12 protein-coding genes are annotated in these 12,656 nt (G+C 64.1%); 8 read left to right on the forward strand and 4 right to left on the reverse strand.

All coding sequences use genetic code 11. From position 1 onward, the window contains the following. Positions 1-264: 264 nt before the first annotated feature. Genes AC1DSJ_RS01110 through AC1DSJ_RS01145 form a run of 8 tightly spaced genes read left to right on the forward strand, consistent with a single transcriptional unit; the run spans position 265 to position 8,740 of the window. Entirely contained in the window at positions 265-1,089 is an 825-nt protein-coding gene (locus tag AC1DSJ_RS01110) for an ABC transporter ATP-binding protein (protein WP_054425161.1), read from the forward strand. Further along, positions 1,089-1,967: a branched-chain amino acid ABC transporter permease gene (locus AC1DSJ_RS01115; RefSeq protein ID WP_054425163.1), complete on the forward strand. Its 879-nt coding sequence runs from the start codon at positions 1,089-1,091 to the stop codon at positions 1,965-1,967. Before AC1DSJ_RS01110 ends, AC1DSJ_RS01115 begins: the two co-directional genes overlap by 1 nt. Before the next feature lie 3 nt (positions 1,968-1,970). Continuing rightward, positions 1,971-3,008 (forward strand): branched-chain amino acid ABC transporter permease, encoded by a 1,038-nt coding sequence (locus tag AC1DSJ_RS01120; protein WP_054425165.1) that lies wholly within the window; start codon positions 1,971-1,973, stop codon positions 3,006-3,008. 48 nt (positions 3,009-3,056) lie between these two features. After that, positions 3,057-4,238 carry an ABC transporter substrate-binding protein gene (locus tag AC1DSJ_RS01125; RefSeq protein WP_346550433.1) on the forward strand — a complete coding sequence of 394 codons (1,182 nt, stop codon included), beginning with the start codon at positions 3,057-3,059 and terminating at the stop codon, positions 4,236-4,238. Positions 4,239-4,296: 58 nt separating this feature from the next. Next, on the forward strand, positions 4,297-5,091 hold the full coding sequence (locus AC1DSJ_RS01130) for an ABC transporter ATP-binding protein (protein ID WP_054425593.1): 795 nt from the start codon (positions 4,297-4,299) through the stop codon (positions 5,089-5,091). Beyond that, entirely contained in the window at positions 5,088-6,944 is a 1,857-nt protein-coding gene (locus AC1DSJ_RS01135) for an AMP-dependent synthetase/ligase (protein WP_441370797.1), read from the forward strand. Before AC1DSJ_RS01130 ends, AC1DSJ_RS01135 begins: the two co-directional genes overlap by 4 nt. Next, a complete protein-coding gene (locus AC1DSJ_RS01140) occupies positions 6,941-8,095 on the forward strand; it encodes a thiolase family protein (RefSeq protein ID WP_441370798.1) in 1,155 nt (384 codons plus the stop codon). The genes AC1DSJ_RS01135 and AC1DSJ_RS01140 overlap by 4 nt, the downstream gene beginning before the upstream one ends. Positions 8,096-8,101: 6 nt before the next feature. Next, positions 8,102-8,740, forward strand: coding sequence for a TetR/AcrR family transcriptional regulator (locus AC1DSJ_RS01145; RefSeq protein WP_054425172.1), 639 nt, complete (start codon positions 8,102-8,104; stop codon positions 8,738-8,740). Positions 8,741-8,747: 7 nt separating this feature from the next. On the opposite strand, the gene AC1DSJ_RS01150 is transcribed toward AC1DSJ_RS01145, so the two are convergent. From AC1DSJ_RS01150 to prfB, 4 genes are all read right to left on the reverse strand, one after another. After that, entirely contained in the window at positions 8,748-9,077 is a 330-nt protein-coding gene (locus AC1DSJ_RS01150; protein ID WP_175169273.1) for a preprotein translocase subunit TatB, read from the reverse strand. A gap of 24 nt (positions 9,078-9,101) precedes the next feature. Beyond that, positions 9,102-10,625 carry a lysine--tRNA ligase gene (gene lysS, locus AC1DSJ_RS01155; RefSeq protein ID WP_054425176.1) on the reverse strand — a complete coding sequence of 508 codons (1,524 nt, stop codon included), beginning with the start codon at positions 10,623-10,625 and terminating at the stop codon, positions 9,102-9,104. 10 nt (positions 10,626-10,635) lie between these two features. Beyond that, the gene (locus AC1DSJ_RS01160) at positions 10,636-11,391 is read right to left on the reverse strand and encodes an SDR family oxidoreductase (protein WP_054425178.1); all 756 of its coding nucleotides are present in this window, start codon (positions 11,389-11,391) and stop codon (positions 10,636-10,638) included. Positions 11,392-11,432: 41 nt separating this feature from the next. Next, positions 11,433-12,537 (reverse strand): peptide chain release factor 2 gene (gene prfB, locus AC1DSJ_RS01165; protein ID WP_156336730.1). Its coding sequence is split into 2 segments (ribosomal slippage): positions 11,433-12,455 and positions 12,457-12,537, totalling 1,104 coding nucleotides; the frame shifts between segments, so codons are not numbered across the junction. Positions 12,538-12,656: the final 119 nt, after the last annotated feature.

Here is a 12,656-nt window from a genome sequence, read left to right on the forward strand (position 1 = left end):
GTGTCTCCGTTATCGGGTAAGTACCAGCTGTCGATCCAAAAACCGCGATGCTATGGTCTGAACCGAGCGCTTGCTTGGTTTTGTTTTGAGCACGCTTAGCGTAACGCATCGCAGTACCGCATGAACGATTTTCCGGCGCTGAACAGGCAAAGGTAAAGACAGGTTCGTTGCATCTCCTGGCTCGCGGGTCGCCTGATTCATCGTCTTAAAAAATGTCCGCCCAAGGCGGCAAAAAAACTTCGCGATCATTCAGCGAGGAGACAAATGGTGGATCAGTCCGAGCAACCTCCCTTGCTGGAGGTGGATGGGGTTACCTTGGCGTTTGGCGGGGTCAAAGCGCTGACGGGCGTGGGCTTTCGCGTGGCGCCGGGTTCCATCACCACGGTCATCGGCCCCAATGGCGCCGGCAAGACCTCGCTGTTCAACACCATTTCCGGGTTCTATAAACCCGCCGCCGGGCAGATCCGCTTTGAAGGGCGCGACATTACGCGTGTCGCGGCGCCTGCACGCGCCAAGCTGGGCTTGGCGCGCAGCTTTCAGAACATTGCGCTATTTCGCGGCATGACGGTGCTGGACAACATCAAGCTGGGCCGCCACGCGCATCTGCGCACCAATGTGCTGGACGCCTTGTTCTACCTGGGCCGCGCGCGCCGCGAAGAGATGGCGCTGCGGGCCGACATCGAAGAACGCATCATCGATTTTCTTGAAATCGACCACATCCGCCACGCACCCGTCGCGGCCTTGTCGTATGGGTTGCAAAAGCGCGTGGAATTGGCGCGCGCGCTGGCCATGAACCCCAAAGTGCTGATGCTGGACGAGCCGGTAGCCGGCATGAATCGCGAAGAAACCGACGACATGGCGCGCTTCATTCTGGACGCGCGTTCGGAGTGGGGCGTGACGGTGCTGATGGTGGAGCACGACATGGGCATGGTGATGGACCTGTCGGACCACGTGGTAGTGCTGAATTTTGGGCAGGTCATTGCCGATGGCACGCCCAGCCAGGTCCAAGCGAACCCGGAAGTCATCAAGGCGTATCTGGGCGCGGGTGATGTGGGCGACCTGCGCCGCCGCCTGCGGGAGGCTGCCTGATGGACATGCTGTTCTTTCTGGAAGTGACGTTGGCCGGCTTGGGCAGCGGCGGCCTGTATGCGCTGGCGGCGCTGGCGTTTGTGATTGTCTACAAGGCGACGCGCGTGGTGAACATCGCCATCGGCGAATTCCTGATGCTGGGCGCCTATGTGTTCTATGCCTTTGCCACCGGCATGGAATGGCCGATCTGGCTGGCGATCGTGGGCGCCGTGGTGGTGTCAGGCGCCTTGGGCGCGCTGGTCGAGCGGTTGACGATACGGCCCATGCTGGGCGAAGCGCCGATTTCGGTATTCATGGTGACGGTGGGGCTGGCGTCCATTCTGGTGGGCGTGGTGGAACTGATCTGGACGGCCGACCAACGCCGCTTGCCCGAGTTCATGCCGCGTTCACCCGTGATGGTGGGCGAAGCCTTTGTGGCGCCCAAGGTGTTCTACGGATTCTGGGTGGCGGTGGTGCTGGCCTTGCTGGTGCTGGTGGTGTTTCGCTACTGGCGCGGCGGCGTGGCGTTGCGCGCGACGGCGTCTGACCAAGGCGCGGCGTATGCGATGGGTATCAACGTGCCGCGCGTGTTCTCGTTGGCCTGGGTGGCGGCGGGTGCGTTGGCGGCGGTGTCGGGCGTGATCGTGGGTGCGATTGGCGGCATCTCGTCATCGATGGGCGTGTTTGGCTTGTCGGTGCTGGTGGTGGTGATCGTGGGCGGGCTGGATAGCGTGGCGGGCGCCTTGGTGGGCGGCGTGTTCATCGGCTTGCTGGAGGCGTGGGCGGGGGCGTACTTGGGCGGCGAGTTCAAGCTGCTGGCCACGTTCATCGTATTGGTAGTGGTGCTGATGGTCAGGCCCTACGGCCTGTTCGGCACCCGTGAAATCGAGAGGCTCTGACCCATGCGCATCGCCACTGCAAAGCAGACGTACCTGGCCGACGAAGCGCTATTCGATACGCGCACGCAGCATGTGTGGCTGGCGTTGCTGGCGGCGTCCCTCGTGCTGTTCCCGTTCGTGGCCGACGCGTACTGGCTGTACCTGGCCTGCCTGGTGGCGATCAACATCGCCAGCGCGACCGGGCTGAATATTCTGACGGGCTACACCGGGCTGGTCAGCCTGGGGCAGGCGGCCTTCATGGGCTTGGGCGCATACACCGTGGCCGTGATGGAGCTGCGCCTGGGGACACCGGTGCTGGTCAATCTGCTGGGCGGTGGCGTGGTGGCGATGGTGGGCGGGCTGCTGGTCGGCATTCCCTCGCTGCGGGTGAAGGGGCTGTACCTGGCCATTGCCACGATTGCCGCCTCGTTCATCGCGCATTTCATTTTCGCCAACTGGCAATTCACGGGCGGCACGAGCGGCTTGCAAGTGCCGCCAGCACGGCTGTTGGGGGTGGACCTGGACACCTCGTTCAAGATCTATTGGCTGATTGTGCCGGTGACGGTGCTGATGGTGCTGGGCGCAGCCAACCTGTTCCGCACGCGGATCGGGCGCGCCTTTATCGCCATCCGTGACCGCGATATCTCGGCCGAAGTGCTGGGCATCCGGCTGCTGCACTACAAGCTACTGTCGTTTGGCTTGTCGTCGTTCTACGCGGGGGTGGCGGGCGGCCTGTGGGCGTATTTCTTTCGCGTCGTCACGCCCGAGAGCTTTCCGCTGATCATGTCGATCTTCTTTCTGGCCGCGATCATCGTGGGCGGCATGGGGTCGATATTGGGCTCCATCCTGGGCGCCATCTTCATGACGATGGTGCCGGAATTGTTGAAGCTGATCGTGGGCTGGCTGCCGGTGGGCGGCGATGCGCTGCGGCTGGTGTCGCCCGTGCGCACCATTGTTTTCGGCCTGCTGATTGTGGGCTTTCTGATCTTCGAGCCGCATGGGCTCGCGGAAATCTGGCGGCGAGTGCGCCGCTTCTTCCACCTGTGGCCTTTCCGGACCTGAGCGCTGACTGGCCGACTGCAATACCCATAAGACCCAAGGAGACACATCATGAAGCGCATCCGGATAGGCAGCGGTTTATCGAAGTTGTTGGCCCCATTGGGCCTGGCGGCGGCATTGGCGGCGGCGCCCGCGGCGCAGGCCGCGGACGACCTGGTGCTGGGCGGGTCAATTCCGCTGAGCGGCGTGTTCGCCTTCGCGGGCCAGGGCATTCACGCGGGCATCACCGACTACGTGAAGATCATCAACGACCAGGGCGGCATCAAGGGCCGCAAGCTGCGCTACGTGCCTGAGGACACGGCCTACAAGGTGGATGCGTCGGTAGCCGCGTTCAAGAAGATCACCAGCCAGAACAAGGTGAATTTCTACTACGGGGACTCGACCGGTTTTTCGAAGACCATCAACGCCGAACTGAACCGCACGGGCGACATCCTGATGACGGGCGCATCGTTCGCGACTGAGCTGAACGACCCGGCCAAGTATCCCGCGCAGTTCATGCTGGGGCCGGACTACACCGAGATGTTCGGCATTCTGCTGCGCTACATCGCCAAGGAACAGCCGGGCGCGAAAGTCGCGTTCGTGTATTCCGATACCGAGTTCGGCCGCGACCCCATCGCGAGTTCGCGCGCGGTGGCTGAAAAGCTGGGGCTGAAAGTCGCCACCGAAATCATGACGCCGCCGGGCAGCGTTGATGTATCGACCGAAGTCATCAAGCTGCGCCGCGCCGACCCTGACTTCACGATCTTCCACGGCTATGTGCTGGCGCCCATTCCCGAATTCGTGGGGCAGGGCAAGCGCATGGGTCTCAAGACACGCTACATGGGCACCTTCTGGACCATGGACAACTCCACGGTGATGCAGATGGGTGAAGACGCCGAAGGCTTCATGGGCGTGATGCCGTACCGCTACTACTACGACACCGAAGGCGACGCGCCGATGCTGAAGAAGATTCGCGAAATGCGTCCGCAGTATCAAAGCACGGGCTATATGCAGGGCTTCCTGGCGGCGATGCTGTTTTCAGAGGTGGCCAAGCGCACGCTGGACGCCGGCAAGGAACTGACCAGCGCCAACATGAAGGCCGCGCTGGATGGCATCAAGGACTTCGACACGGGCGGGCTGATCGGCGTGCCGATCACAATCAAGGGCAATTCCATTCCGGTGGGCCGGATCTATCGCGCTGACGTGAAGCAAAAGCAGATGGTGCCGGCGTCCGATTGGATCGTGTTGAAGTGAGGCCACTGTGAACCTGGGACATGACGCGCAACAGACGACAACGGCGCCGCCCGCAGCGGTGCTGGACATCAACAATATCGAAGTCGTCTACAACAAGGCGGTGCAGGTGTTGCGCGGCCTGTCCCTGTCGGTGCCTGCCGGCAGCATCGTGGCGCTGTTGGGCAGCAACGGCGCAGGCAAATCCACAACCTTGAAGGCCGTGTCCGGCTTGCTGGACCTGGAAGATGGGGCGCTGGTGCGTGGGCATATCGTCTACAACGGCGGCGACACGGCGGGCGCCAAACCGCAGAATCTGGTGCGCGCGGGGCTGGCGCATGTGATGGAAGGGCGGCGCGTGTTCGAAGACCTGACCGTGGAAGAAAACCTGGTGGCGGCCACCTACGCGTTGACGGGCAGGCCGGGGGCGCGCGTGGACTTCGATCTGGTCTACGGGTATTTCCCGCGGCTGTTCGAGCGGCGGCGCGGGCTGGCCGGGTATTTGTCCGGGGGCGAACAGCAGATGCTTGCCATCGGCCGGGCGCTGATCGCGCAGCCTCGGCTGATGCTGTTGGATGAACCTTCGCTGGGCTTATCACCAATGCTGGTGGAAAGCATTTTTTCCATCATTGCGCGCATCAACGCCGAGCAGGGCGTGTCGATGTTGCTGGTTGAACAGAACGCCTCGGTGGCGCTGGCCGTGGCGCATTACGGCTACATCATGGAAACGGGCAAGGTGGTGATCGACGGGTCTGCCGACAAGCTGGCGGCCGACCCGGACGTGCGCGAGTTCTATCTGGGCGTGGGCGGCACGGGCGAGGCGCGCGGCTTTCGCGACATCAAGCACTACAAGCGCCGCAAGCGCTGGCTGTCATGAAGGATAAGACCATGATTGCCCCCATCGACCTTGCCGTCTGGCCCGAGCTGACCTTGCCGCAGATGCTGCGCGAGCAGGCGCGGCGCCAGCCCGCCGGCATTGCCATCCGGCAAAAGGACTTCGGCATCTGGAAGCCGCTGACCTGGGCGGGATATTGGCAGCGTGCCTGCCGCGTGGGGATGGGGCTGCGCGCCTTGGGCCTGAGCTCCGGCGGCCGCGTGGCCATCGTGTCCGAGAACCGCGTGGAATGGCTGCTGACGCAGCTGGGGGCGGGCACCGTGGGCGGCGTGGCGGTGGGCGTGTATTCCACCAGCCCCGCCGAAGAAATGGGCTATGTGCTGGAGCATGCGGACGTCGAGCTCGTCGTATGCGAAGACCAGGAGCAAACCGACAAGGTGCTGCAAGTGGCCAGCCGCCTGCCGCGCTTGCGCCGCATCGTGATGATGGAAACCAAGGGGCTGCGGTCGTATGCGCCGGCCGAGCGCGAACGCATCGTGACCTTTGCCGAGATCGAAGCCGATGGCGCGGCGCGCGAGGCCGCCGAGCTTGCTGCGCTGAACACCGCGCTGGATGCGCAGGGCCTGGATGAAACCGGGCTGATGATCTATACGTCGGGCTCCACGGGCAAGCCCAAAGGCGCGATGCTGAGCTTTCGCAATATGCGCGGCGTGGCCCCGGGCATCGCGGACCGGCTGTCGATGGATGCGCATAGCGTGCATCTCTCTTACCTGCCGCTGTGCCACGTGGCCGAGCAGATGCTGTCGACCTTTGTGCCGTTGTACCTGGGGTCGCAGGTGAATTTTGGGGAGTCGATCCGTACCGTGCAGGAAGACCTGCGTGAAGTGGCGCCCACGATCTTCCTGGGCGTGCCGCGCATTTGGGAAAAACTGCACGCGTCGATCTCGATCAAGATGCAGGAAGCGGGCCGGCTGCAGCAATGGCTGTACCGGCAGGCGCTGGCGCGCTGCGCGCCGTTTCTGGAAAAGTCGCCCGCGCAGTACAGCGTGGGCGAACGGCTGACGCATGCGCTGTGGTACTGGCTGGTGCTGCGCGCTTTGCAGAACTTCATCGGCTTGCGGCGCGCGCGCGTGGCAATGACGGGCGCGGCACCCATTCCGCCCGACGTGGTGCGCTACTTCCGCAATCTGGGGGTGCCGCTGCTAGAGGTGTACGGGCTGACGGAGTCCGCGGGCATGATCTTTGGCCAGCATCCTGACCGTGTGAAGGTGGGCACGGTGGGCGAGCCAATTCTGGGTGTCGACTGGAAAATGGGCGACGCGGGCGAACTGCTGGTGCGTGGCGACATGGTGTTCCAGGGCTATTACAAAAACGCCGACGCCACGGCGGATACCGTGCGCGATGGCTGGCTGCATACGGGTGATGTGGTGGCGGAATTGGATGGCCGCGTGCGCATCGTGGACCGCCTGAAAGACATCATGATCACGGCGGGCGGCAAGAATCTGACGCCTTCTGAAATCGAGAACGCGGTCAAGGGCAGCCCCTATGTGAAGGAATGCATCGTGATTGCGGATGGGCGCAAGTTCGTGTCGGCGCTGATCCAGCTGGAGTTCGATACGGTGGGCAAGTGGGCGGAGTCGCGCCGCATTGCATTCACGCATTTCCGGTCGCTGGCCGAATCGGCGCAGGTGCGCGAGCTGGTGCAGCAGGAAGTGTCGCGCGCCAATGCCGGGCTGGCCCCGGTGGCGCAGATCAAGCGCTTTCACCTGCTGACCAAAGAATTGGATCATGACGACGGCGAGGTGACGGCGACGATGAAGGTGCGCCGCGCCAGCATCTATCGCACGTATGCGAAAGAAATCGAAACGCTCTACGTTGAGGAGACGATGGCATGAATGAAGCCGTGATCGTGGAAGCGGTGCGCACGCCATTTGGCCGCCGCGGCGGATGGTGGGCCGATACCCGGCCCGATACGTTGTTGGCGCAGACCGTGAACGGTTTGCTGGCGCGTGCGGGCTTGCCGGCTGACCGCGTTGAAGATCTGATTGCGGGCTGCGTCAGCCAGGCGGGCGAGCAGGGCGCCAACATCGGGCGGTTGGCCGCCATGCTGTCCGGCTTGCCGGAAAGCGTGCCGGGCGTGTCGTTGAACCGCATGTGCGGCTCCAGCCAACAGGCGGTGCACTTCGGCGCGCAGGCCATCGCGGCGGGCGATATGCGGTACGTGGTGGCGGGCGGTGTCGAGAGCATGAGCCGCGTGCCGATGTTCCTGGACGTGACATTAGGGCAGGGCGAGTTCAAGGGATTTGAATCGCTGAACCCGGCGCTGCTGGAACGCTATCCGTTGATCCATCAGATTGAAAGCGCGGAACGCATCGCCGACCACTGGCAGCTGTCGCAAGCCGCGATGGACGAGTGGGCGCGCGAAAGCCATGCGCGCGCCTGGGCCGCCGCGCGTGCCGGGTGGCATGCGGAATTGCTGCCGGGTCCGCAAGAGGCCGCGCACCGCGACGAAGGCATCCGCGAGAAAACGGACCCCGCGCGCATGGCCGCCATGGCGCCCGCCATGCGGCCAGTGGGGCAGGGCGGCGTCACCGCAGCGAATGCCAGCCAGTTGGCGGATGGTGCTGCGGCGGTGTTGCTGGCCGACCGCGATAGCGCGCTTGCTGATGGGCTGCGTCCGCGTGCGCGATTCCTGGCGCGCGTGGTGGTTGGGTCTGACCCGGTGATGCAGCTGACGGGGGTGATCCCGGCCACGCGGCTGGCGTTGGCGCGCGCGGGACTCAGCCTGGAAGACATCGATTGGATCGAAATCAACGAAGCCTTCGCCAGCGTTGTGCTGGCGTGGCAGCGCGAGCTGGACGCCAAGCTGTCGCGCGTGAATCCCTGGGGCGGCGCGATTGCGCATGGGCACCCGCTGGGCGCGACGGGCGCGGGGCTGATGGCCAAGATGCTGACAGGGCTTGAAGCAACGGAAGGCGAGATCGGCATGCAGCTGATGTGCATCGGCCATGGCATGGCCACCGCGACGATTATCCAGAGGCTGTGACGCGTCATGACCAAGACCGTGGCCGCCGTGCCGCGCGACGAAGGCACTGATTCCGAACGCCGCCGCGAACTGGTGCTGACGGCGGGGCGGCTCTTTTGCAAGCACGGCTATGAGCGCACCACGGTGCGCGAACTGGCGCGCGCGGTCGGGCTGCAATCCGGCAGCTTGTTTCACCATTTCCGCAGCAAGGAAGAAATTCTGGTGGCGGTGATGAACAACGGCATTCAGGAGGTGATTGATGGCGGCGAGCGCGCGCTGGCGCGATACCACGCCCCGGCCGATCGTCTGGCGGCGCTGTTCCGCGTGCACATGTGGAGCATGCTGCAAGGCGCGGGTGGCGATGCGATGAACGCGCTGGTGTACGAATGGCGCAGCTTGTCCGCACCCAGCCAGGCGGCCGTGAAAGCGCTAAGCGACCACTACGAAGCCATGTGGCAATCAGCGGTGGCGGGCGCGGTGGACGCGGGGCTGCTCCAGGGGGATGCACGCGTCATCAAGCGCTGCGTGCTGGGGGCGATGAACCTGACGGTGCAGTGGTACAAGCCCGGCGGGCGTCTTGCGCCTGCCGAGTTCATTGATGCGATGTTGTTGGCGTCGCTGCCGGCTTTGCCCGCGGGAGCGGGGGCGTGGCCCGTTGCGGCATAACGGCGGCTTAGCCCCGGCGCTTGAGGAAGGCGCCGACGGCGCAGGCGACAGCCAGCGCCAGTAGCGACCCGGACACCGTCAGCAGGTAATCGGCTTCGCCGTGATAGCCGCCACCGGTGACGCCGCCTGCCACGCCGCCCATCCACAGCAGGGCGGTCATCAGCGCCGCTACGGCCGAGATCGCGGCGGCGATGCACAGCGCAATGAATACCGGACGTCGCGCTCGCACGGGCGCATAAGACGCGCCCTGCGAGCCCGGCTGGATGCGGCGGGGTTGCTTGATCCAGTAGACCAGCCCCGCCACCACCAGCAGCAGCATCAGGATCTTGAAGATCATGATGCCGCCGTGGCCTTGCGGCCTTTAGTCTTCACGGCGCAGGTGCGGGAAGAGGATGACGTCACGGATGCTGGGGCTGTCGGTCAGCAGCATGACCAGGCGGTCGATGCCAATGCCGCAGCCGCCCGTCGGAGGCATGCCGTATTCCAGCGCGCGGATGTAGTCTGCGTCGTAGAACATGGCTTCTTCGTCGCCGGCGTCCTTGGCTTCGACTTGCGAGCGGAAGCGTTCGGCTTGGTCTTCGGGGTCGTTCAACTCCGAGAAACCGTTGGCGATTTCGCGGCCCGTCATGAACAGTTCGAAGCGCTCGGTGATGCCTTCGCGCGTGTCGGAAGCGCGCGCCAGCGGCGACACTTCGACCGGGTAGTCGATGATGTAGGTGGGGTTCCAGAGCTTGGCTTCGGCCGTCTCTTCGAACAGCGCCAGTTGCAGCGCGCCCAGGCCGGCGCGCGACAGCACGGGGCCGTCAGCGTCCGCGCCCAGCTTCTTCAGTTCGGCGCGCACGAAGGTGGCGTCGTCCAGTTGTTCCTGGGTGTAGCCCGGCGCGTACTTCAGAATGGCTTCGCAGATGGTCAGGCGGTCGAACGGCTTGGACAGGTCCAGTTCGCGTTCCTGATAAGTCAGCACGGCGCTGCCGGTGGCCGAAATGGCGGCCTGGCGGATCAGCTCTTCGGTGAAGTCCATGAGCCAGCGGTATTCCGCAAAGGCTGCATAGAACTCCATCATCGTGAATTCAGGGTTGTGACGGGGGCTCACGCCTTCGTTGCGGAAGTTGCGGTTGACTTCGAACACGCGTTCAAAGCCGCCGACAATCAGGCGCTTCAGGTAGAGCTCGGGCGCAATGCGCAGGTACATTTCCATGTCCAGCGCATTGTGGTGCGTGACGAAGGGCTTGGCCGCCGCGCCACCCGGAATCGGGTGCAGCATGGGCGTTTCCACTTCGAGGAAACCGGCGTTCAGCATGAACTGGCGGATGCTGCCCACGGCCTTGCTGCGCGCTTCGAATGTGCGGCGCGTGGAATCCGTCATGATCAGGTCAACGTAGCGCTGGCGGTAACGCAGTTCCTGGTCGGCCACGCCGTGGAACTTGTCGGGCAGCGGGCGCAGCGACTTCGACAGCAGGCGGGCAGTGGCGGCGTGCACCGACAGTTCGCCCTTGTTGGTCTTGAAGACCGACCCTTCGATCGCGATGATGTCGCCGATGTCCCATTGCTTGAACGCGGCGTAGTTGTCTTCGCCCAGCGTGCCGCGGTCCAGGTAGATCTGGATGCGGCCGGTGCTGTCTTGCAGCGTGGCGAAGCTGGCCTTGCCCATGACGCGCTTGAGCATCATGCGGCCGGCGACCTTGACGGTGACGGCGGCGGCGGCCAGGGCTTCCTGTTCTTCGCCGTCGTACTTGTCATGCAGGGCCGCGGCGCGGGCGTCCGGGACGAAATCGTTGGGGTACGCGACCCCGGTTTCGCGCAGTTTGGCCAGCTTGGCGCGCCGTTCGGCGATCAAGCGGTTTTCATCCTGGGCGGGGGCCGGAGTGGTCGAGTGGTCGGTCATGGTCGGGGGATCAGTCGTAATTGCGGATGTCGTCGATTTCGGTCGTGCCGAAATCTTCGCGATCCAGGTAGGCGAGGATGCGGGTGGCCACATTGGCGGGCGAAGACAGCTTGCCCGTGGCGTGGAAGTCCTGGAACTTGGCCAGGGCCGGGAAGCTTTCCGGGTCGCTGGAACGGATGGCGACCTGCATGTCGGTGTCGACAATGCCGGGGGCCAGCGCAACGATGCGCGCGCCGTCGGCGCCTTGTTCCTGCTTGACCACGCGCGAGTACATATCGAGCGCGGCCTTGGTGGCGCAGTAAACGCCCCAGCCGGCGTTCGGGTTGCGGCCCGCGCCGGAGGAAATGTTCAGCACGCGGCGGTCGGCCTTCAGGTCTTCGACGGCGGCCAAAAAGCGCGCGGTCAGCAGCATGACGGCGGTGACGTTCAGATTGAAGGCGGCGGTGATGGCCGCGCTGTCGATCAGGGCGTCGGTGCCGGTCACGGGGTGCACCGTGCCCGCATTGTTGATGAGCAGATAGCGTTTGGCGTCGCGCGGCAGGGCCGAGCAGATGCGTTCGGCCGCGGTTTCAGCCGCCTTCAAGTCCGAGAGGTCCACGGACAATTGTTCCAGCTGCACATCCTGCGACCGCGCATAGGCGGCCAGCTCGGGGTCTTCGCGGCGCGCCAGCGTGATCAGGCGCGTGCCCGGTTTGGCCAGGCCGCGCGCCATGGCGGCGCCGATGCCGCGCGAGGCGCCGGTAAGGATTGCGATGGTGTCAGACATTCGTGGACCTCTGGGTACGGTGAGGGGAAAAATCGCGGAACTTAGACGCCTTGCTTCAGGCTGGCCTGGATGAAGGGGTCCAGGTCGCCGTCCAGCACTTTCTGCGTGTTGGAAATTTCAACGTTCGTGCGCAAGTCTTTGATGCGGCTCTGGTCCAGCACGTAGGAACGAATCTGGTGGCCCCAGCCCACATCGGTCTTGGAGTCTTCCAGCTTCTGCTGTTCGGCCATGCGGTTGCGCATTTCCAGTTCGTAGAGCTTGGACTTCAGCATCTGCATGGCTTCGGCGCGGTTGCGGTGCTGCGAACGGTCGTTCTGGCACTGCACGACGATGCCCGTCGGGATGTGGGTCAGGCGCACGGCGGAGTCGGTCTTGTTGATGTGCTGGCCGCCCGCGCCTGACGCGCGGTAGGTGTCCACGCGCAGGTCGGCGGGGTTCACTTCAACTTCGAACGATTCGTCCACTTCCGGGTACACGAACACGCTGGCGAACGACGTGTGGCGGCCGCCGGAGGAGTCGAACGGGCTCTTGCGGACCAGGCGGTGCACGCCGGTTTCGGTGCGCAGGTAGCCGAAGGCGTATTCGCCTTCCATCTTGATGGTGGCCGACTTGATGCCCGCGACGTCGCCTTCGGATTCTTCCAGCACTTCAACCTTGAAGCCCTTGCGCTCGGCGTACTTCAGGTACTGGCGCAACAGCATCGACGCCCAGTCCTGCGCTTCCGTGCCGCCGGCGCCAGCCTGGATGTCCAGGAAGCAGTTCAACGGGTCGGCCGGGTTCGAGAACATGCGGCGGAATTCAAGGTTTTCAAGTTTTGCCTGGAAACCGTCGGCGTCTTGTTCGATGGCTTCGAGCGTGGAATCGTCGTCGTCGGCCTCGGCCAGTTCAAACAATTCGTTGGCGTCGGCCAGGCCCGTGCCAAGCGCGGTGAGCGTTTCCACCACGTCTTCCAGGGCTTTCTTTTCACGGCCCAGGTCTTGGGCGTGCTTGGGGTCGTTCCAGACCGCCGGGTCTTCGAGCTCGGCGTTTACAACGTGCAGGCGTTCAGCTTTGGCATCGTAGTCAAAGATACCTCCGTAGAGCCTGTTCGCGCTCCGCGTAATCGGCGAGGCGGGCTGCGAGCTGGTTCTGACGTTCGGCTTCCATGATGATTCCTGATGACTTTTGTGCGAAACCTGGCATTTTACCGTGGATGGAACAACTACGCGGGCGCGTGTTGCAAGAAGAGGGACGGATTGGTCTCTAGGGGTTTGCGTGGGGATGAC

The sequence above is a fragment of the Achromobacter sp. 01N37 genome (genome assembly GCF_056399725.1).

Excerpts from the sequence above, each read along its gene's own strand:
- AC1DSJ_RS01160 (WP_054425178.1), bottom strand. The coding sequence starts at position 11,391 with ATGTCTGACACCATCGCAATCCTTACCGGCGCCTCGCGCGGCATCGGC.
- AC1DSJ_RS01140 (WP_441370798.1), top strand. The coding sequence starts at position 6,941 with ATGAATGAAGCCGTGATCGTGGAAGCGGTGCGCACGCCATTTGGCCGC.
- AC1DSJ_RS01150 (WP_175169273.1), bottom strand. The coding sequence starts at position 9,077 with ATGATCTTCAAGATCCTGATGCTGCTGCTGGTGGTGGCGGGGCTGGTC.
- AC1DSJ_RS01145 (WP_054425172.1), top strand. The coding sequence starts at position 8,102 with ATGACCAAGACCGTGGCCGCCGTGCCGCGCGACGAAGGCACTGATTCC.
- lysS (WP_054425176.1), bottom strand. The coding sequence starts at position 10,625 with ATGACCGACCACTCGACCACTCCGGCCCCCGCCCAGGATGAAAACCGC.
- AC1DSJ_RS01120 (WP_054425165.1), top strand. The coding sequence starts at position 1,971 with ATGCGCATCGCCACTGCAAAGCAGACGTACCTGGCCGACGAAGCGCTA.
- AC1DSJ_RS01135 (WP_441370797.1), top strand. The coding sequence starts at position 5,088 with ATGAAGGATAAGACCATGATTGCCCCCATCGACCTTGCCGTCTGGCCC.
- AC1DSJ_RS01115 (WP_054425163.1), top strand. The coding sequence starts at position 1,089 with ATGGACATGCTGTTCTTTCTGGAAGTGACGTTGGCCGGCTTGGGCAGC.
- AC1DSJ_RS01110 (WP_054425161.1), top strand. The coding sequence starts at position 265 with ATGGTGGATCAGTCCGAGCAACCTCCCTTGCTGGAGGTGGATGGGGTT.
- AC1DSJ_RS01125 (WP_346550433.1), top strand. The coding sequence starts at position 3,057 with ATGAAGCGCATCCGGATAGGCAGCGGTTTATCGAAGTTGTTGGCCCCA.